The organism is Rhodoflexus caldus (assembly GCF_021206925.1).
In the GTDB taxonomy this organism is placed as follows: domain Bacteria; phylum Bacteroidota; class Bacteroidia; order Cytophagales; family Thermoflexibacteraceae; genus Rhodoflexus; species Rhodoflexus caldus.
Genome location: NZ_JAJPRF010000023.1, coordinates 22,483 through 43,751, shown reverse-complemented (window position 1 = coordinate 43,751; position 21,269 = coordinate 22,483). Strand labels below are relative to the sequence as shown.

11 protein-coding genes are annotated in these 21,269 nt (G+C 48.5%); 9 read left to right on the top strand and 2 right to left on the bottom strand.

The features are described 5' to 3' along the window. Window positions 1-438 precede the first annotated feature (438 nt). Genes NDK19_RS16225 through NDK19_RS16215 form a run of 3 tightly spaced genes read left to right on the top strand, consistent with a single transcriptional unit; the run spans window position 439 to window position 7,679 of the window. Window positions 439-1,533 carry an efflux RND transporter periplasmic adaptor subunit gene (locus tag NDK19_RS16225; protein ID WP_250632960.1) on the top strand — a complete coding sequence of 365 codons (1,095 nt, stop codon included), beginning with the start codon at window positions 439-441 and terminating at the stop codon, window positions 1,531-1,533. Between the two features lie 17 nt (window positions 1,534-1,550). Further along, entirely contained in the window at window positions 1,551-4,577 is a 3,027-nt protein-coding gene (locus NDK19_RS16220) for an efflux RND transporter permease subunit (RefSeq protein ID WP_250632959.1), read from the top strand. Between the two features lie 18 nt (window positions 4,578-4,595). Next, a complete protein-coding gene (locus NDK19_RS16215) occupies window positions 4,596-7,679 on the top strand; it encodes an efflux RND transporter permease subunit (protein WP_250632958.1) in 3,084 nt (1,027 codons plus the stop codon). Window positions 7,680-7,817: 138 nt separating this feature from the next. On the opposite strand, the gene NDK19_RS16210 is transcribed toward NDK19_RS16215, so the two are convergent. Further along, window positions 7,818-9,953, bottom strand: a complete 2,136-nt coding sequence (locus tag NDK19_RS16210) for a 7TM diverse intracellular signaling domain-containing protein (protein WP_250632957.1) — start codon at window positions 9,951-9,953, stop codon at window positions 7,818-7,820. Between the two features lie 164 nt (window positions 9,954-10,117). Between NDK19_RS16210 and NDK19_RS16205 the strand changes: the two genes are divergently transcribed. The 6 genes from NDK19_RS16205 (at window position 10,118) to NDK19_RS16180 (ending at window position 18,555) form a co-directional block, all read left to right on the top strand. After that, window positions 10,118-10,846, top strand: a complete 729-nt coding sequence (locus tag NDK19_RS16205; RefSeq protein ID WP_250632956.1) for an SDR family NAD(P)-dependent oxidoreductase — start codon at window positions 10,118-10,120, stop codon at window positions 10,844-10,846. Between the two features lie 54 nt (window positions 10,847-10,900). Further along, window positions 10,901-12,496, top strand: coding sequence for a bifunctional GNAT family N-acetyltransferase/carbon-nitrogen hydrolase family protein (locus NDK19_RS16200; protein WP_250632955.1), 1,596 nt, complete (start codon window positions 10,901-10,903; stop codon window positions 12,494-12,496). A 412-nt stretch (window positions 12,497-12,908) separates the two neighbouring features. After that, a complete protein-coding gene (locus NDK19_RS16195) occupies window positions 12,909-13,988 on the top strand; it encodes a cytochrome-c peroxidase (protein ID WP_250632954.1) in 1,080 nt (359 codons plus the stop codon). Between the two features lie 128 nt (window positions 13,989-14,116). After that, window positions 14,117-16,669 (top strand): T9SS type A sorting domain-containing protein, encoded by a 2,553-nt coding sequence (locus tag NDK19_RS16190; RefSeq protein WP_250632953.1) that lies wholly within the window; start codon window positions 14,117-14,119, stop codon window positions 16,667-16,669. Between the two features lie 9 nt (window positions 16,670-16,678). Beyond that, window positions 16,679-18,031 carry a lysophospholipid acyltransferase family protein gene (locus NDK19_RS16185; protein ID WP_250632952.1) on the top strand — a complete coding sequence of 451 codons (1,353 nt, stop codon included), beginning with the start codon at window positions 16,679-16,681 and terminating at the stop codon, window positions 18,029-18,031. Beyond that, window positions 18,028-18,555 (top strand): hypothetical protein, encoded by a 528-nt coding sequence (locus tag NDK19_RS16180; protein WP_250632951.1) that lies wholly within the window; start codon window positions 18,028-18,030, stop codon window positions 18,553-18,555. The genes NDK19_RS16185 and NDK19_RS16180 overlap by 4 nt, the downstream gene beginning before the upstream one ends. Before the next feature lie 295 nt (window positions 18,556-18,850). On the opposite strand, the gene NDK19_RS16175 is transcribed toward NDK19_RS16180, so the two are convergent. After that, window positions 18,851-21,244: an alpha-L-rhamnosidase-related protein gene (locus NDK19_RS16175; protein WP_250632950.1), complete on the bottom strand. Its 2,394-nt coding sequence runs from the start codon at window positions 21,242-21,244 to the stop codon at window positions 18,851-18,853. Window positions 21,245-21,269: the final 25 nt, after the last annotated feature.

The following is a 21,269-nucleotide window of genomic DNA, read 5'->3' as shown; positions in this document are numbered from 1 at the left end:
ATTTTTTGGTGAATCAGATTAGAAGCAGAGTGAAGCAAAAAGAGCAGATATTAGAAAATTTCCAATTAACCGCAGGCTTACATAATTACAAGTTGAAATTTTCAATCAATTGATTTTCAGTTTCTTAGCTTCCAAAAAGTCTATTTCTTTGAGAAATGTTATTTCACTTTTACAATATATCAGACTAAAAAATCAGCGCAAATCTGCATTATTTGCTAAAAATCCGCGTTTCTGAAGGCTTATTTGATGAGTAGAGAGTAGGAAAAGAAATCATAGACCAAACCAATATGGGTTTTATGTTTACCAATCTGCCCGATGGTTGGGTTAGCATTCCTAATATCAATGATGAACTAATGAAAGATGAGAACATGCTCTATTTTTCAATATTTAAAATCAAGCGGAAGTGAAAATTGTTTACCAATGTAGTTATATTGCTATATGAAGTCAAAGTATTACCTACAAATTCTCTCTCTCATCCTCAGTGCCGGACTTATTGGGCTTTTTTCTGCGTGCAGCAAAACGAGTGATGCGGCGCAGGAGACGGGTATGCAGCCCAAACCTATGAATGACGAGGCGGAGTTGACCGAGGTGCGTATTTTACCGCTTGAAATGCAAGTATTTGATTATCAGATAGAGGCAGCAGGGAAAATAGAGTCTGCCAACTTAGCAGAATTGCGTTTCAGGCAGCCGGGCTTTATCAGCAAAATCTATTTACAAAACGGACAAAGCGTGCGCCCCGGCGAAACCATCGCCGAGTTGGACAACGTAGAGCAGTTGCTAAACCTGCGTAAAGCGGAAAACCAGTATGCAATTGCCCGTGAAGCATATATCAGAGAGTTGGTAGAGTTTGGTGGCAATCACCTGAAACCTGATGTCGGTATTGACCCCGAACTGCACGAGCGCATCAAATACCGAAGCGGTTTGTACACTGCCATGCTGGAGGTAGAACAAGCCAAACTCAATCTCGAATTTTGCAAGCTGCAAAGCCCCATAGCAGGCATCATTGCAGATATGCAGCTCAGGAGCGGCAATTTTATCGGTGCAACACAAGCTGCCTGTGCGGTGTATGCACCCGATAGGTTGGAATTAGTCCTTGATGTATTGGAGTCGGAGTTACCTTTGTTACAGAAAGGACAACGCGCACGTTTGTATGCGATTGGTCGCCCGGGTGAGTACTACGAAGCATTTGTAAGCGACATCAACCCGCGTGTGGCGGGCAACGGGATGCTCAAAGTGCGCTTGCAAATTCTCAATCCCCGCAACTTGTACGTAGGGATGAATGCCCGCGCAACCATTTTTGTTCCGCAGCACCGCACCCTTGCCGTTCCGCGTGAGGCGGTGGTCTTGCGTTCGGGCAAAAAAGTTGTTTTTACCGAAGAAAACGGACAAGCCAAATGGAACTATGTAAGTACAGGGCTGGAAAATGTAAATTTGGTAGAAGTCATAGAAGGGCTTAAATCAGGCGATCGGGTAATCATAGATAACAACCTGCAACTCGCCCACAACTCTCCGGTCAAAGTCAAGCAGAACTAATCGCAACCATTTTAATCGTGTTCAGATTTCTATTTCAGCGACCCATTGCAGTCGGAATGACTTTCGCTGTACTACTTGCATTGAGTGGTATTGTGCTTTGGTATTTGCCTGTTTCTTTGCTGCCTGCCATAGACGTACCGCGCATAGTCATCAAAGTACAGATGCCCAACACTTCGCCTGCCGAGTTAGAACAGTCGGTATTTCGTCCGATGCGCGAGGCAATGCTTACCGTGGGCAACTTGCGTGAGATAAACAGTCGGGCAAACAGCGAATCAGGGCAGGCGGAACTTGTTTTCGAGTATGGGACGAATATGGAGATTGCCTATATAGAAGTCAACGAGAAGATAGATCAGCTTACCAATCGTATGCCACGCGGCATGACGCGCCCTCAGGTCATCAGAATCAATACATCAGATGTTCCGGTAGCACGCTTGCAGATAGTCGGGAAAGGCGATGTCAGTATGGTTGCCCTCAGCAATCTTGCAGAGTTTGTCATCAAAAAACGTCTGGAAGGTTTGGAGGGCGTTTCGCTGGTGGACATCAATGGCTTGCAGCGCCCTGCGGTATTTGTGATGCCTTTGCAGGAAAAACTGCAAGCCTTGCAAATAGACGAAGAGACAATTGCCGAGGCACTTCGCCGGAACAATCAGGACATAGGCGCAGTATCGGTGCGGGATGGCCAGTACCGATACTTTATGCAGTTGGTGAGTCGTTTGGAAAATGCGGCTCAGGTAGAGCGCATCGCTTTCAATACTCCTCGCGGTCAGGTGGTGAGGGTCAAAGAAGTGGCAGTAGTGAAAGACAGCATCCAACGCCCACAGGGTTTCCATTTTTTCAACGACAAGGAAGCCATCGTTATTACCTTGCACAAGCAGGCAAAGGCGCAAATGCCCGAACTGATGAAGCAGTTTCATGCGGCGGTGGCCGACTTGAAGCGGAATTATCCCGATGTTGATTTTCACATCACCCAAGACCAATCCATACTGCTCGATGTGAGCATCGGCAACCTGCGCAACGACTTGATTTTCGGTGGATTGTTTGCCTTTCTGGTCTTGTTCTTATTCATCGGCAACTATCGGATTCCCTTTCTGATTGGGGTTATTCTGCCGACTTCTTTCCTGATGAGCTTTCTGGTATTTGGCGTTTTTGGCATTTCTGTCAATATCATTTCGCTTGCGGGGCTTGCGCTTGGCTTAGGCATGACCATTGACAATGCCATCATTATTTTTGACCATATCGGCAAGAAGCGTTTACAAGGCAAAAACCTGCTTGACAGTTGTGTAGAAGGTACAACGGAGATGGTGCCGCCCTTGCTCAGTTCTGCACTCACTACGCAAGCCGTATTTATTCCTTTGGTTTTCTTGGGGGGAATTTCGGGCGCATTGGCATACGATCAGGCGGTGGCAGTAGGGGCTATTCTGCTTACTTCGCTGCTGGTTTCCTTTTTCCTGCTGCCCATGCTGTATATGCTGCTTTTTCGCAACTCAAATACACTGCCCAAAGAAGACAACCGACTTTTTACGGCAAGTTTGAAGCTGTATAAAGCAGGCTTTCACTTTGTCTGGAAGCGGCGCAAGGTGGCCTTCCCTTTTTTGCTCGTACTGGGTATTGCAGGGATGGGCCTTGCTCTTTTGCTCAGGGTAGAGGGTCTGCCTGCCATTGAGCGGCGCGATTTGAGCCTTTTGATTAATTGGAACGAGGCAATAGATGTTGCAGAAAATGCACGTCGCACCAACCAAATCACACAATATTTTGCCAAACAACGCATCATCAGCGAGAGCGACGTGGGCATACGGCAGTTTTTGCTGCAAACAAGCCCCGCGACTTTGCAGGATACCGAAATTTATTTTCTGACGGCCTCCGAGTCCGAAAAAAACAAGCTGGTATCGGCACTGCAAAGCTGGCTGTTTACCAATTATCCCAATGCGCGTGTGGTGGTACAAGATGCGCCCAATACCTTTGATTTTGTGTTTAGTGCACAGGAAGTTTATTTGGAAGCCAAACTGAGAAACAGCAACGGGTTGCGCCCGATTCCTCCGGCTGAGTTGCTGCCCGAAGTTGAAAAAATGCACCAAAAATTTGCAGGACTCAGCCCGGGCGAAGGAACTTTACAAGAAACGCAGGTGCGCTTACTTCCCAACTACGACCTGATGAACAGCTATCAGGTGAATCCCTTGCAGGTAGTGGCTAAGGTGCAAAACATGCTTGGCGACCGACCTGTTACCGAAATTCGCCGCTTTGGGCAGATCCTCCCCATCCAACTGTACGAATCAGCGCCTACCTTCCAACAAAAAATGTCAAGTGCTTTTTTGAGCTTGGACAGCGTGCGCAACTATCCCCTGCTGCGATTTATAGACTATAACTTCCTGACCGATTACCGCAGCCTCACGGCAGACAAGGCAGGCATTTACCATAGCGTAGCCATAGATGAGCCTGCGCAGGCAACAGCCTTGATAGACTACACCGAAAATCTGGCACGCAAACAACAGTGGAAGGTAGATTTCAGCGGCCAGCATCTTGAAAATCGGGAAAACTTGTTGAAATTGATTTTCATTCTTTGCATCTCTGTTGGGTTGCTGTACTTTATTCTTGCCATAGAGTTTGAGTCTTTCAAAATGCCGCTGATTGTCGTTTTCACCTTGCCTTTGGGCTTCACGGGCAGTTTGCTGATGCTTTGGCTCTTCGGCGAAAGCATGAACATTATGGCCGCTATGGGGCTGGTCGTTATGTTGGGCATCATAGACAACGATTCTATCCTGAAAATAGATGCCATTAACCGACTGCGCAAAGAAATGCCTCTCGATCAGGCCATTGCCCAAGCAGGCGAGCTTACTTTCAAGCCAATCCTGATGACTTCTCTTACCAATGTGCTGGCATTAGTGCCTTTCTTATTGGATTCCGGGCTGAGTGCGGATTTGCAGCGACCATTTGCCCTTGCCATCATTGGCGGGCTTAGTATCGGGACGGTTACTGCCTTGTACTTTGTGCCTTTGATGTATAAGTTTCTGATGCCCGAGCAGGGGGTGGAAGATGCGCTTCGTTAATTCATGCTCATTCATTAGATGTCCGCATTCAGAATCATATTAGTTTTTGTAGCCATCAGCTTTGCAGGCTTTGCCTTATTGCCGCGTATTGCCGTCAATTTGCAGCCTGTGAAGCAGTCCAACGTGTTGCAAATAAGCTATGAACTGCCTGAGGCTGCTCCCGAAGTAGTTGAAAACCAGATAACCGCACGCCTTGAAAATGTTTTTTCGCAATTATCGGATATTGAAAAAATAACTTCGGTTTCCCGTTACAATAGCGGCAATGTTACGCTGCATTTGAACAAACACGCCGATTTGGCCTACAAAAAAATGGAGGTCGCGGCGCTGATTCGCCAGGTTTATCCACAGCTTCCTGTTAATAGCAGTTTTCCTGTTATCTATGAAAATGTCTCCGGCAATCGTCCCGTGCCTTTGTTGGTATATGCCGTTGCCGCACCCTTTTCGCCCGATGCCATTAGGCGTACCATTGAGCAGAAAATCAAGAGCCCGCTTTCGCTGCATCGGCAGGTGCAAGAGGTCAAAATCAGCGGAGTAAATCCCTTGGAGATTGTGGTGGAGTACGATCAGGAAAAACTGTTGGCACATAATTTATCTCGTGCACGGGTTGTCGAACTGATTCAAAACCACAGTAACGAACGTTATTTGGGTTTGTACGAAGGCGATGCAGGGCAGCGGCTGTTCATTCGTACCGAAAACGACCTGCACGATTTACAGGCATTTGAACAACTCTATTTGCTGCCACAAGTACGTTTGAAGGACGTTGCGAAAGTATATATTGCCGAACAGGAAGCCCAAAGCCATTTTCGTATCAATGGTCTTAATTCGGTGCGTTTGAGTGTGTTTCCCCGCGAAAAAGCCAATACGCTGGTGCTTGCCACTGCACTAAGGGAGCAAATTGCGCAGATAGAAAAAGAACTTCCCAAAGGTTATCAATTGGTCTTGGAAGAAGACAATACCGAAAAAATAAGCGAAGAACTGAATAAAATTTACTACCGTACAGGTCTTTCGGTACTGATTCTGATTGGATTTATACTGTTGGCATATTTCAATATCCGCTATTTGGTCGTACTCATGTCCGGAGTGCTTATCAACCTGCTCATTACCTGCATTTTTGTCTATGTGCTGGGTATCCAAATACACTTGTATTCACTGGCAGGGCTAACCATCTCCTTTGGAATGATTGTAGATAATGCCATCGTAATGTTAGACCACCTGCGCCGTAAAGGCAACAGGTTCGTATTTCTGGCCATTCTGGGGGCTACTTTTACTACCCTTGCCGCTTTGTTGCCTGTCTGGCTGTTGCCCGAAGAGCAGCGCAATAACCTGATAGATTTTGCCCTCATTATCATCGTTAATTTGTCGGTGTCTTTGCTTGTAGCACTTTTCTATACGCCTGCCGCTTATCAGTTGCTGATTAGTGAAAAAGGCAGCAGCAAACAAGAACAACGCCGCATGGCTACTGTTCGGCGCATGGTGCGCTTTCAGCAATGGTATTACCGCTTCATCAGGCTGCTGGCCATGCGGCGCGGGTGGGTCAATTGCTTGCTGGTGCTGGCATTTGGCACACCTGTTTTTTTGTTGCCCCCAAAAATAGAGGGATGGGCCTGGTACAATGAGAGTATTGGCAGCGAATGGTACCAGGAATATGCCAAACCATACGTCAATCGCGCTTTGGGAGGCAGTATCCGCCTGTTTTACACCAATGTTTATGAAGGTTGGGGCTTTCGTTCGCTGGAACGCAAGCAATTGTTTGTAAGTGCCGAGTTGCCTTTTGGCAGCACACTTGAACAAATGAATGAGTCAATCATACGGCTGGAAAAATACCTGAGCAAGATAGAAGGTATTGAAAAATTTGTCAGCATGGTCTATTCGGGCACTTATGCAAGTGTTAGCATCAGTTTCAAGCCTGCCTACGAAAACTCATCTTTACCGCTGTTAGTCAAAAACGATATTATCTCTCGTTCAATTGACTGGGGCGGTGTCGGTTGGAATGTATGGGGCATTGGCGATGGTTTTTCCAATAGTGTACACGACAAAATAGCCAGTTTCAGAGTCAAAATGCAAGGGTACAATTATCCCGTACTCGAACAGCAGGCTGAAAAAATGGCCAAGCGGCTACTCAAACATCCGCGTATTCAGGAGGTCAATAGCAACGAATTGATGAACTACACCGATAAACGTGCCCAACAGTTTGTATTTGAACTGAACAACGACGCACTTTTAGACAGGGGCATTTCATCCTTTGAGGTACGCGAAGGATTGGAAGCCCGCAGCAAAAGCAACGCCACTTCACTGTTTGTTTTTCACAAAGAAGAGCAATACCCGGTTCGCTTGCGTGAAAAAAGGTCTGAGCAATATTCTGTCTATCAGTCGCAACACACCCCCATAGACTTGCAGCGCAGCGGCTTGCTGATGAAGCAGGTAGGTGAAATCCGCTTTGAGCAAACCTCACCTGCCATCTATAAAGAAAACAGGCAGTATTTGCGAAGAATAGCCTTTGAATACTTTGGCAGTGAGCATTTCGGCAGCAAATATCTCGACGAGGTAATCAAAGAAATGAAGGCTGTTATGCCACTCGGCTACACCGTTGAGGTGGAAGGTAACGATGGCTACTTCGGATTAGGAAAAAGTGGACGAGATTACAGATTATTAGCACTGCTACTGCTCGGCATTTTTATAGTAACGTGCATCCTTTTTGAAAGTTTCCGACAGCCCTTCCTGATTCTTCTGAGTGCGCCGCTGTCTTACATCGGCCTCTTCCTGACCTTTGCATGGGGTGGTTTTTATTTTGACCAGGGGGGATATGCTGCCTTTCTTTTGCTCAGTGGGTTAGTGGTCAATGCAGGCATCTTTGTCATCAACGATTTCAACCAATTCCACAGCGGCAACCACAACCGCAATATCATCAAAGCTATCATGCAAAAGGCAATGCCTATCCTGATGAGCATCGCCTCTACCGTATTGGGGCTCGTACCTTTCCTGAGCGAGGGCGACAAAGAGGTGTTCTGGTTCTCTTTTGCCACAGGCGGCATCAGTGGGCTGCTTACATCCTTGCTGGGGCTATTCATCGTCCTACCTGTCTGGATGTGGAAAACCAGGTGAGGCAGTTTATGGGGCTCTATTCTTTCGCGTATGGGTTCCAAGCAGATGATACAAATTTTCTGTTCCTAAAACATCTCAATCAGCGGTCATCTGTGTCATCTGCCAAAATCTGCGTGCTTGTGCGACAGAGCCAAGCGGTTATCCTATCTTAAAGCCCATCACGAGAATATCGTCCACCTGACGGTAGCGATAGCGCTGCCAATCGGTGAGGGCATTTTGCAGGGCTTGCAACTGCTCATCCATTGGCAGATGGTGAATATCAAAAAGCAGGTTTTTAAGCCTTTTGAGCATGAATTTTTTACCTTCTGCGCCACCAAACTGGTCGGCATAACCGTCAGAAAACATATAGCAACATATTTCACCTGCGGCAAATGATACCTGATGTGTTTCGTACTGCCGCTCGATGCGCAACTCTTTGCCGCCAATGCTGAAACGACTGCCGCGGATATGGTGCAACTCTCCGTTGACAACATAAATCAGCGGGTTTTTAGCGCCGCCGAAGTGCAGCACTTTCTCCTCATGGTCAATTACGCACAGTGCCAAATCCATCCCGTCCTGATTAAATGTTTCATCTTGCCGCAATACCTTTTTGATGCCGACGTGCATCTGCTGCAAAATAACATCAGGCCTCAGTTCGCAGCGCGTATCAATAATTTCATGCAACAATTCATTGCCAATCATGGACATAAAAGCCCCCGGAACGCCGTGCCCGGTGCAGTCCACGGCTGCAATGGCAGAGTAGCGCCCGTTGATGCGCGAAAACCAGTAGAAATCGCCGCTGACAATATCTCGGGGACGGAAAAGCACAAAGAAATCATTGAATGCCGTTTTCACTTGCTCTATTCGCGGCAGCATTGCCTGCTGGATGCGGTTAGCGTAGTTGATACTGGACGTAATGTCGGCATTTTTATGCGCCAGTTCCGCATTGATTTCATTGAGCCGCGTATTGGTAATGTCTAACTCCTCAATGGTATTATTGAGCTCTTCATTGGCTTCTGCCAACTCCTGCGTGCGTTCTTTCACCCGTTGTTCCAGTGTTTCATTGGCCTCTTTTTGTATGCGCAACGCTTCTGCCTGTGCAGCTGCTTTTTCACGGCGCATCAGGCTGTACTTATCGCTGAGTGCCAGCGAAAGCAATATCACTTCCATCACGTTGCCGATTTCAACCGAATGGCCTGTGATAAAGGAATCGGGCAGCAACCCGAAGTTGCGGAACACAATCAGCAGCGCACCCACCAAGTAACTTGCCCATGCCAGCACGAAAAAACGCGCTGCCTGATAGCCGCTGCGCCAGCAAAGAATGCCCGTCAGCAAAATGGTAATGGCATTTAACCCCAACAAGGCTGCCCCTACGCGAACAACTACGCCATAAGGAACAGTAAATGCCATCAAGAGCAACAGCACACCCGAATATTTGATGAAAATCAGCATGGCACCTACCCTGCGCGCATACTTTTTGGCTTCCAAAAATGAACGGGCAAACAATGCAGACCCAAAAGTGAGCGTTCCCATAGCAAACGGTACAGCTTTATTAGCCCACCACACCGAATCACCCCACAGGTAAAGCAAATGGCCGTTGGTAGCAGCAAAAAACATCAGCCCGCCGCCGATGCTGATGCAATAGTACAGGTAATTTACATCGCGCAGAGAGGCAAAGATGAACAAGTTATACAGCAACATCACCATGATAACGCCGTAGTAGATGCCGTAAGCAAGTTCTGCGATGTTGTTAGTTTGGTAAAATATATCCTGATGTTTGATACGCAGCGGCATCAGAATGGAGGATTCGGTTTTTAGCCTGATAAAAATTGTTCGCTCCTGCCCTACGGGAATATCCAGCGGAAGTACCAGCCGCCTGTCGGCAAAATTGCGTTGGCTGAAAGGTATCATATCGCCCGTGTGGAAAGTTTGCCACCGGTTGTTGGCATCCTGAATGAAGAAAGTGAGCGAATCAATAATCGGATAGCTGCTTTCCAATACCCATTTGTCGCTGACCGATGACCGATTGACAACACGCAGCCTAAACCAAAAAATATCTTTGGAAAATCCAAAATTGATATCTTCCATGCCGGTAGGCACAAAGGGCAGCAAATGCTGATTTGCAACAATTTTGTTCAGACTGAGCGTATCGTCTGAAACTTTCAGATAGTCTGCATAAGAACTGACCGACTGTTCTTGCAGTCGGTCAGTTATCAGAAAGGGCTGATTTTGGCCAAAAGCGACGGCAGGCAACAGGCTAATACAGGCTACCCACAGAGCAAGGGCACGCAACATGAGCAAACAGATAATTTTTCATTTGCGTAAGATAATGTGAATAAAGTACAAAAAAATACGCCTTCAATAAAAAAGTTGATTTTTGCCGCGAACGTCGCCACCCGATGAGGAGCAGACTTTCCCTTGCGGCGGATTGCCCGAAAAAAATTATATTCGCAAAAGCTATGGAAACACATTTCTTCATTACGGGAACAAGTCGGGGCATTGGGAGGGCACTTGCCGAGCGACTGGTCAAAAATCCTTTCCACCATGTGGTGGGTATAGCCAGACATCCGGCCTTTCAGCACAGCAGATACACGCATCTTACCGCTGACCTTACCGAAGTAGATAAATTGCCCGAATTGGCAGAAAAACTATTCACGGAAAAGCCGACAGCCAAAAAACTCGTGCTCATCAATAACGCAGGCACGCTCAGCGAAATTGGCTATGTGGGCGAAATTGCCGAAACACGGATGATTGCCTCGTTTCGCGTCAATATGATTGCGCCGGCGCTGCTGTGCAGTTTGTTTATTCGCAAATACAGACATCTGCAAATACCCAAAACAATTATCAACGTCAGTTCGGGAGCGGGCAAAAATCCTTATGACGGATGGGCTGCCTACTGCGCCTCCAAAGCCGGACTGGACATGTTTTCGCGCTGCGTACAAATAGAGCAGGACATCCGCGATTTAGGTTTTCGCATCTTTTCGGTTGCGCCGGGCGTGGTAGATACGCAAATGCAGCAAGATATCCGTCAGGCCAATACAGAAGGCTTCAGCCGCATTGAGCGATTCCGTTTGCTCAAAGAAAACCGCGAGTTGAGCACCCCCGAAGAAGTAGCTGAAAAATTTATCCACCTGCTCGATAACGAAGACCAATACCCCGAGGTGATTTTAGACCTGCGCGGGATTTGATTGTTGGCCACACCGTGTTTTTATCCGAATTTTGCAGCTATATCACACAAACCTATGCCCAACGATAAAATCAAGTTACAGGATTCGTCTCAACAGAATACGTCTGCATCCAGCCATAAGTTGAATCTGCGCAACCTCACCATTGAGGATTACGATGACATGCTGGAAATCATGAATCTGGTTTATTCCAATATCGGCGACGGCATCTGGCCTAAAAGTGATATTGAAATGCTCCTGAAAATATTTCCCGAAGGGCAAATCTGTATTGAAGACAACGGCAAAGTGGTTGCCTGTGCACTTTGCATCATTATTGATTACGATAAATTCGGCGATAACCACACCTACCGCCAAATAACGGGCAACTACAAGTTCAACACGCACGATGCCAAAAAAGGTACGGTACTGTATGGCATAGATATTTTTGTACATCCTGATTTTCAAGGGCTTAGGTTAGGTCGCCGACTCTACGATGCCCGCAAAGAACTCTGCGAACACCTCAACCTGCGTGCTATTGTGGCAGGCGGACGGATTCCGGGCTATGCCAACTATGCGGAAAAAATCACACCGCGCGAATACATTGAGTTGGTGAAAAACAAGGAAATCTCCGACCCGATTTTATCATTCCAATTGAGCAATGATTTCCACGTTAAAAAGGTATTGACCAACTACCTGCCCGGTGACAGCGAGTCAAAAGCCTATGCTACCCTGCTGGAATGGAACAACATTTACTACTACGACGAAAAAGAGCCGATTATAGGCGGGCAAAAAGAGTTTGTGCGGTTGGGCGTAGTACAGTGGCAAATGCGCAACGTACCTTCTTTGCAGGCTTTGCTGGAAAATGCCGAGTTTTTCATAGATGCTGTCAGCGACTACAAGGCCGATTTTGTGCTGTTTCCCGAGTTTTTCAATGCGCCGCTGATGGGGCTGTTCAATGAAGACACTGCCGCCAAAGCCATCCGAAAGTTGGCCAGCTATACCGAAGAACTGCGCGATAAGTTTGTGGAATACGCCGTTGCTTACAATATCAACATCATTGCAGGCAGTATGCCACTCTACAACGACGGCGAACTCTATAACGTAAGCTATCTCTGCCGCCGCGACGGAACTTGGGACGCACAGTATAAATTGCACATCACCCCCGACGAAAAAAGCCATTGGGGCGTACAAGGCGGCTCCAAACTTCGCGTTTTTGATACAGACGTATGTAAAATCGGCATCCTGATTTGCTACGATGTAGAGTTTCCCGAGCTGCCCCGCGTGCTTGCCGAACAAGGTATGCAAATCCTGTTCGTGCCTTTCTTGACCGACACACAAAACGGCTACCATCGCGTCAGCAAGTGCGCACAGGCACGCGCCATTGAAAACGAGTGCTATGTGGCCATTGCGGGCAATGTAGGCAACTTGCCCCGCGTAAAAAACATGGACTTGAACTATGCCCAATCCGCTGTTTTTTCGCCCTCCGACTTTGCATTTCCTAACGATGCCATTGTGGCGCAGGCAACCCCTAACGCGGAAACCACAATTATCGCCGATGTGGATTTGAGCCTCTTAAAAGAACTGCATACTGCCGGCAGCGTGCGCAACCTGAAAGACCGCCGCAGAGACCTCTACGAGATTAAGTGGTTGAACAAAAAAAACAGCAGCAATTGAGCCGCTAATATTCCATACGCAGATTGACGGCATTTTCACGAAAAGGAAGCCTTCGCTTGGTTGAAGCTTTCCTTTTTGATTTTCACGCCTTTCAAAAGCGTTAAGCAAGTGAGCATCAAACGCACATCAAATTTTCAACCGCAAAATCTGCCAAGTTTTACACTAAGCATTTTTCTTGACGTACTCCGCAATTGAGCCTATGCGAATTTGCGGTAAAAAATGTTCTAAACTGCTCATTTACTTACAGTTGCGGCCGTTGATATACTTTGGCATCCAAAAATTTCCTTTTGAAAGGCACTCCGACAGATTTTTCTTTGTTATAAAAAAGTGCGAGTGATTTGCAAAAAATTCTTTGTGTAAATCCCTGAAAAACAGGTGTTTAAACCTAACAAGTCTAAAAGACCTGTCAGGTTTGTGTGAACATCGCATATGTGCAGTGCTGATAACCGATATTTCGGCAGCACCCGATGCAGGTTATTTTTTTGATATGTATAAGCGTGGTTTATTGGCGGTAGCTTTGTTAAGTTGGTTGTGGGCATGTACGCAATCGGTTCGGCAGCCAACGCCCTATGTGTTTGCCGCGCCATTGCCTTTGGGCGATACCGTACCGCAGCCGCCGCACAATCGGGCAACAGTGGAAGGGGTGGCACTTGGCAAAATGCTGTTTTTTGACAAACGGCTTTCCGCCAATCAGCAGTTGTCTTGTGCAAGTTGCCATCAGGTAGAAAAGTCATTTTCCGATACTGCCGCGCTTACCTCGCGAGGGGTATCGGGCAGGCCGTTGCTGCGCCATGCACAGGCACTTATTAACTTGGCGTGGTCGGAAAATCTGTTTTGGGATGGCGGTGTACGCAACTTAGAGTCGCTGACATTTTCCCCGCTGCGTCATCCTGACGAAATGGGGGCAGATTTGCAAGAGCTCATTACCCGACTGCAAGCCCTCCCTGAATATCGCCGCGCATTTCGGGCAGCGTTTGGTACGGATTCCATTACAGCCGCCCTTATCAGCCGTGCTTTGGCACAGTACCAGCGCACGCTGATTGCTGCCAACAGCCGCTATGACCGCTATCGGCGCGGTGAGATACAGTTCAACAGTCTCGAGCTGGAAGGTATGGCTGTTTTTGAACAACATTGTGCCCGTTGTCATACGCCCCCGCTTTTTACGGACGGTAAATTTCACAGAAACGGCTTGCCGCTGCCTGCGGCGATTGACAGCGCGGGCGTTCTTTTGGGCAGGCAGCGCATCACCTTGCAACCTTCCGATTTTGGTAAATATAAAACCCCGACTTTGAGAAACATTATGCTGACCGCTCCTTATATGCACGATGGCAGCCTGCCCGATATGGCAGCAGTGATGGCACATTACAGCAACTTGCCCGATTCGGTCGCGCAGGCAAACGGACTGCCCGACGGTCGTTTTCGCCATGCCAATCAGAGGACATTGACGGCTTTTCTACAAACACTGACCGACAGCAGCCTAATGGTGCACTAAATGCGATTTAAGTATTTGATTTTAAACAACTTATGCAAAACCCATTCAGCAAACCGTTTGCGCTGATGTATAGATTTGACAATAATTGAGTAAATTACCCCATGTTCACCTCTTAAAAATTTGAACCCATGCCAAAAAAAAATTTACTGTTTGTTTCGGGCGTTTCGTTTCTGTTGATGTTATTACTGACAACAGGCATTGTTCAGGCACAAAAAACGGTATTGCAGCGCCTGCAAGTAGAGCATCGCAAAGAGGGCTTGCCGATAGTATGTCCTCCGACAACCAATCATATTCGCAAAAATATTCCGCCCCCCGATGCGTATCTGAAATGGGCAGAAGCACGCAGGAGCGGCAGAACAGAAGAAACCGAAAACGCTCGCTTTATCGTTCAGTATCAGGGGTTTTCTCCCGAAGCACAGGCAGCCTTTCAGCGGGCAGTTGATATCTGGTCGACCTTAATTACTTCACCCGTGCCTATCCGCATTCGGGCGGTGTGGGAGCCTAACAGCCGTGCCAACGTATTGGGCAGCGCTACAAGTAACGGATTCTATCGTTCGCCGTTTTTGCCTCGCTTTCCGGTATGGTATCCTGTGGCATTGGCCGAAAAACTACTTGGGCAAGAACTGAACGGGGAAGATGCCGATATTATTGCCAACTTTAATAGCAACAATAACAATTGGTATTTGGGAACGGATGCAAACCCGCCCCGCGACAAATGGGATTTGACAAGTGTCGTATTACATGAAATCGGACACGGTTTGGGCTTTGCCGGCAGTTTTCAGTTTGAGACAGGCCGCAATTTCGGGCGCTGGGGCGACAGCGGCTTCCCCTTTGTTTATGACCTTTTTGTTGAAAATTCGCGAGGTGAGTCGTTGTTAGACTCTACCATTTTCCGCAATAACTCCGCTGCTCTCGGGCGCGAACTGACCGGCGGTCAAGTCGTATTTCAAGGGGCACAGGTGCGGCGTGCCAACTTGGGCGTACCTGCACCATTGTTTGCGCCATCGCCTTGGCAACAGGGTTCCAGCATTTCACACTTAGACGACCGCACCTATGACGGCACCAGCAACCAGTTAATGATTTCGTCCATCGGTAATGGTGAGGCTATCCATGACCCGGGGCCTGTTACGCTCGCCATGTTTGACCAGATGGGTTGGCGAAACACCCGCCTGCTGCATACGCCGCAGCCCAATACGGACATTGCAGACCGTCCGTTTACGCTGCGCGCTACGCTGTTAAGCGATACTACGCTGAATTTTGCCGATTACGAAGTGCGCATTGTTTACTCATTAGACCGCTTTGCCACCCAGCAAACGGCCACCATGCGCCGCATTTCGGGCAATGTATATGAAGGACAGATTCCTGCGCCTAACCGTCAGGTAACGATTAACTACTACCTGATTGCCGAAAATACACGCCAAAACGTGCAGATTCTGTGGCCGGCAGGTGTTGCCCCACGGGTTACTTATGCCTTCATTATTGCAACAGACAACGCGCCTCCTGTCATTAATCATACGCCGCTTTCCATTTTGCAGGCGAACACAACAGAGGTGATTATTTCTGCCAACATTACCGACCAGTTGGGCGTAGATACGGCCTATGTAGAGTACCGACTTGATAACGAATCGCTTGCAACGGCCGGCATGGTTGAGGTGCAGGCGAATAATTTTGCAGCCCTCCTTCGCTTTCCGCAAGGGCGTATTGTGGACGGTACGACATTGAGCTATCGCATAGTAGCCAGCGACATCAGCAGCAGGCGCAATCAGGCAAGCAACCCCGCCAACGGGTTTCATCAAGTACGTGTAGAAGGTTTGCGACCTGCCCGCGACAGTTACAACAACGATTTCAACCAAGGCGGAGGAGAGGATTTTATAGGGGCTGATTTCAGGGTAGAAACCCCCTCAGGATTTACCAACGGGGCTATCCACTCCGACCACCCCTACAAAGACGGTTCGGGATTGAACAACGAAAGCAACTACATCTACCAAATGCGCTTCCCTATCACCATTCGTCAGCAAAATTCTACCATTCGTTTTGATGAAATCGTATTGGTAGAACCCGGCGACCCGGGCTCGGTTTTCGGGCAACAGAATTTTTGGGATTATGTGATTGTAGAAGGCTCCAAAGACGGCGGCAGAACATGGACACGCCTGCTCAACGGTTACGATTCGGGCGATAAACCTGAATGGTTAAGTGCTTACAATCGCGGCTTGTCTGCCAATAACCCCAATTCATCTACCGTAGGCACTCCGAGCCTTTTCCGACCGCGCAGCATTGATATTTTGCGTACCTTCCAACCCGGCGACCAAGTGATTTTCCGTTTCCGTTTGTTTGTAGATGAGTCCGTGAACGGCTGGGGTTGGGCAATTGACAACCTGCAAATACAAGCCGATGCCGTAGGTTTGGAAGACTACTTGGCGAGCCGCGAAGACATCCGCATTTTCCCCAACCCTTCGGCAGATGGCAGAATAACCGTGTTCGGGGCATTCCTCAAACGCGCCGAAAACGTGCAGATTCGGGTAACGGATGTACTCGGACGCGAAATTCTGACCGAATCGGTTAAGACCAACAACCTGCGACTGATACACGAGTTGAATTTGGGCAGCCGTGCAGCAGGCATTTATTTAGTAACGCTCGATATTGACGGAAATACACTGACAAAGCGTATATTGGTAGAATAACTGCTGCCTATGCTGCTTTATCAGTTCCTGCGTTTTATTTTTCTGATTGCCATTCGCGCCTTTTTTGGACGTATCAGCCTCAGCGGGCTGGAACACGTGCCCAAAAAAGGCGCACTGATTATTGCCGCTAACCATCCAAGCACGTTTTTAGACCCTATTGTGGTGGCGGTGTGGCTGCGCCGTCCGGTGTATTTTTTGGCCAACGGAGGCGTTTTTACCTCGCCATTTGTCAAGTGGCTGTTTCGGCAGTTGTTCATGATTCCTATTTATCGGCAACAGGACAGTGCAGACGCTTCTCAAAAGAATGAGCAGACCTTCTCTGCCTGCTTTGAACTGTTGGCAGAAGGCGGTGCGCTGATGATTTTTCCCGAAGGAACCAGCGAAGACCGCCGCGAATTGCGCCCCCTGAAAACAGGTACGGCACGCATTGCCTTGGGTGCTTTGGCGCATCTGCCACCCGAACAGGATGTACGGATTGTTTGTGCAGGCATTAATTACACCAATCCGCGCCGATTTCAGAGTTTGTTGAAACTGACTTATGCTCCGCCGATTTCTGCCCGTGCATTTGCCAATAACCCCAATGGCATACAGGCACTGACACAAGAAATGGCCAATCGGCTGCGCCCCATGCTTGTAATTACGCCCAACAAAGAAGCAGACCGCCTTACGCGACAGATTGAGGAGATGTACGGCAATCAACTCAGAAAAGAGCTTGGCTTAGACCCCTTGCATACCGATTCGGTATTTACATTGGCGCAGGAAATAGCAGCCGGAGTGGATGCCCTTTTGAAAGAAAACCCTAACGGCATTCGGCAATTTCAGGAAGACCTGACTCGGTATCTGGCAGATTTAAGGCAGCATCAAATATCGCCGCGGGTTTTCAGCAACATCTTAGAGCATACGCCCCAAAAAAACGAAGGGAGATTGGTACATATCCATCCCTTTGAGCGCTTAGCTCTTATAGCGGGTTTTCCGTTTTATCTGTACAGTGAATTGCATAACCGTATTCCTTATCGGCTGCCCGGGTGGCTGGCCATTCGCCTGACGCAGGAAACGGTATATCGCGCCCCCATTAATCTTGTGTTGGGGATTTTTACTTTTGGACTGTTTTATCCGTTGTATGGTTGGCTGTTTGCGCACTTCATCAGCGATACATGGTGGCAGGTGCTGCTCTATCTCATCAGTTTGCCTGTTTCAGGTTATTATGCGTTTCGCTATTATCGGTTTGCAGACCTGCTCAGGCAAAAACAGCGCATCAACCGATTGGACAGCCATACTTTGGAAGCACTGACAAGAAGCTATCGCCATTTGACCGCACAGATTACGGGAGTGGCTGCTATCAAAAAAATTTCGCAACAATGAAAATAAGTTGGGTTTTACTTTTCTGCTTTGCTGCTTGGCAGGCAACCGCTCAGCATACAATTTCAGATGAGTGGTACGGTAAATGGACGGGGCAAATGGAAATTATCGCGACCGGTCGTGCAAATGTAACACTGCCTGTGTCGCTGGAAATAGCCCCTTCCGACAGTGGTTGGCGCTACGTTATTACCTACAATGCGGGCACGGACAAACCCGACAGGAGGGACTACCAACTGATAGCGATTGATGCAGCCAAAGGCCACTATGCGATTGACGAAAAAAACGGAATCATTCTGGATCCGTATCTGCTCGGCAACTGCTTGTTTACAACTTTTGTCGTAATGGAAAACACCATTGTTTCACGCGTTTGCATGGAGGGAACAGATGCGCTTCACTACGAAATCATTTCAGGCAAAGCAGCACCCGTACGGATAAGCGGCGGACAGCAGCAGGGGGCAGCCGTGCCGACGGTGAACAGTTACGCACTGTTTAACCGCATGAAGGCAGTATTGCGGAGGGAAAAATAACCTTGTTTATGCAAAGGCGATAAAACAATATGCCCAAAAACGGATGGCCTTTGTATGGTGATTTTATCGCGACTCCAACCTGTTCACTCCCTTCTCAATGTACCCTTCGCATGATAATCGGGTGAGTAGTTTAAAACGGCCTTTCAAATTTACCGCAAAGCCCGCTGAGTATTACGCTAACAGCGCTGAGTGTTTTTATGATAAATCTTTTCTTTGTGTACACTGCGGTTAAACCTTTGCGCACTCCGCGGTAAATAAAACGCAGTAATCTGCTCACTTTCTTAAGTTTACCGCACTATTTCGCTGCCAATTCATTCGTGCCGCCTTTGAGCGGATAGCTTTTACCGTTCCAGATAAATGTACCTTCCGTATCGGTAGGCAGTTCAATGACTGCTTTGATGGCATTTCTCGGCAAGCGGGTCAGCCATACGCGAATCATGCCGTCGGGGTGAGGCATAGCGGCGGTTACGCTTTTCAACATACCCAAGGCAGGGGCAATACGAACTTTGGCAAAGCCGGGTGCATCGGGCATGATGCCGCAGATGGTTGCCAGAAAATCGTAGTTGGGGCTTGCCGACCATGCGTGGCAGTCGGAGCGGGTGGGGTCGCTTTTCTCGGCGAAGGTGGTCAGCCCCATGGCCAGCATATCGCGCCAAGGTTGCAAAGAGGCATAGTAAAAGTCGGCCATGCCGGCCTTAACCATTGCGCGAGTGAGGTAGAACCGATAGTAAAAACTTGCTTGTGTTACGCTTGCATCTGCTAAGGCACGCTCTATCAGGCTGGCCTGCTGCAACAGCGGCGCACCGCCACTCAGCACAGCCATAATTTGGGCATGTTGGCTGAAACTTCTTTTTTCGGGCGTATCGGCTACCAGCCCACGTTGTACGTCATAACAGGCATTGTAAGCGGAACGAGCCAATTTTTCTGCCTGTTGCAGGTAAAGCGCAGCCTGTTCTTTTTGTTCGTAATAGTCAAATAATTCGGCAGCCTGCCGCAGCGTATAGGCATAGTGGAAGGTCAGAATGGAAGAGCTGCCTTTTTCTGCACCGTCGGGAACGCCGCCTATGCTGGTCTCGTTCATCCATTGCCATTGGTCAGTCCAGTCGGTAAAGTTCCACCAAGGCAGCCCGCCAAGCATGTCTTCGCTGCGGTCGGTATTGTCGGCAAACCATTGCAAAACCTGCTGTATGCCGGGCAGCATTTGCCGCACAAAGTCATCGTCTTGCCGATGCATCCAGTAGTCGTGTACCATTGACACCCAGTAGAGTGAAAACGGCGGGATGAATTGCTGCACGGCACTTGGGTAGCGCGCCTGTGTCAGTCCTTCGGGTACGCGCGAGCGGTTAATGTCCTGAATAGCCTTGCGTACCAATCGGTCATCGCCGCTTACGTAGAGGGAAATTAACGCCTGAATGCGGGTATCGCCCACGTACTGCAACTGTTCGTAGTAAGGGCAGTCAAAATAGGTTTCATTGGCGCAGAGTTGTGCCGTACGCCAGCCTGTTTTCCATATTTTTTCCAGTTCCGCATCATCGCTGCTGAAGCGGGCTTTTTCCTCCAATGGATAGGCCGTAAAATGGTGGGAAATATCGGTGAGGATGAGCGGCTCCTCGGCAGTCTGAATGTCTAACTGCACATAGCGAAAGGTGCGAAACCAAAGTGGCCTGAACAGGCGATTGTTGCCGCCGTCGGGTCGGAAGCGGTCTTTGTAGCCGAATATTTTCAGGCCTTCTGTCTTGTCGCGGTGGTGTTTCTGTAAATTGTCGTCCATCAGGGCTTCGGCATAGGTCAGTTCAACCGATGCGCCCTTGCCTCCCTGCACAATGAGTTCGGGATAGGCGGTTGTCAGCCGCTTATTGTCCAGCAAAACGGAAACCCGCGAAGCAGGCGGAATGCGCAAAGGTTGCCTGCCTTTGAGCCATGCCTCAGTAACTGCGGCAATGCCCGAAAATCGGGTGATGTGCGCAAAGCGCTCCTGTTGCTCTTGCCAGAGCGGGATGGTTCTCGGGGTGAGGTAATATACCGAGCCTGTTCCCCTGCCCCGTGGCATACCTTTGTAGAGTTGCATCGCCATTTGCCAATCACTGTCGTTGTAGCTTTTCTCTTCCCATCCCCAAGGGTAGCGGCTGCCTTCCACTGCCTCCCCCGGCCCGATGACGATGAAATTGCGCATTTCTTCCATGCGGATGGGGATGGGGCTAATGGACTGATTATGAAAGACTTTCCAAGTATTGTCTGTATTGACAATTGCTTCTGCTTCGGTGTTGCCCTGCAAAATAAAGCCCGTCTGGTGGCTGATTTGCGCCCAAGGCATGTGCTCGGCAAAGTTCCAAACAACGGCGGCCAACGTGTTTTCGCCAGCCTGCAAATGGGGGGCAATGTCCACGGTTTCAAAATACCAATAGGCAAGGTCGCCGCGCGCCGGGCCGTGTGCAACAGGCAAGCCATTGACAAACAGCCTATATCGGTTATCAGCCGAAATGTGTATGATAAATTTATCGGGCTTGGCTTCCAGCACAAAAGTTTTGCGGAAATGATAAACACCGAATGATTTGAGCGGAACATTGGGGCAGGCAATCCATGAGGCTTCCCATTCGCGGTTGAGCAGGCGTGGATGAATTTCGGTGTTTTGTGCCGATGCCAAGTAAGGCAACCAACAGAAAATCAGATATATCAGTAGTTTTTTCATGTGCGTTCTTTGACCTCAAAGGCAA

What these genes read in the sequence shown, in the direction of transcription:
- NDK19_RS16225 (WP_250632960.1), top strand. Translation starts at nt 439, where the DNA reads ATGAAGTCAAAGTATTACCTACAAATTCTCTCTCTCATCCTCAGTGCC.
- NDK19_RS16175 (WP_250632950.1), bottom strand. Translation starts at nt 21,244, where the DNA reads ATGAAAAAACTACTGATATATCTGATTTTCTGTTGGTTGCCTTACTTG.
- NDK19_RS16180 (WP_250632951.1), top strand. Translation starts at nt 18,028, where the DNA reads ATGAAAATAAGTTGGGTTTTACTTTTCTGCTTTGCTGCTTGGCAGGCA.
- NDK19_RS16190 (WP_250632953.1), top strand. Translation starts at nt 14,117, where the DNA reads ATGCCAAAAAAAAATTTACTGTTTGTTTCGGGCGTTTCGTTTCTGTTG.
- NDK19_RS16215 (WP_250632958.1), top strand. Translation starts at nt 4,596, where the DNA reads ATGTCCGCATTCAGAATCATATTAGTTTTTGTAGCCATCAGCTTTGCA.
- NDK19_RS16210 (WP_250632957.1), bottom strand. Translation starts at nt 9,953, where the DNA reads ATGTTGCGTGCCCTTGCTCTGTGGGTAGCCTGTATTAGCCTGTTGCCT.
- NDK19_RS16205 (WP_250632956.1), top strand. Translation starts at nt 10,118, where the DNA reads ATGGAAACACATTTCTTCATTACGGGAACAAGTCGGGGCATTGGGAGG.
- NDK19_RS16185 (WP_250632952.1), top strand. Translation starts at nt 16,679, where the DNA reads ATGCTGCTTTATCAGTTCCTGCGTTTTATTTTTCTGATTGCCATTCGC.
- NDK19_RS16200 (WP_250632955.1), top strand. Translation starts at nt 10,901, where the DNA reads ATGCCCAACGATAAAATCAAGTTACAGGATTCGTCTCAACAGAATACG.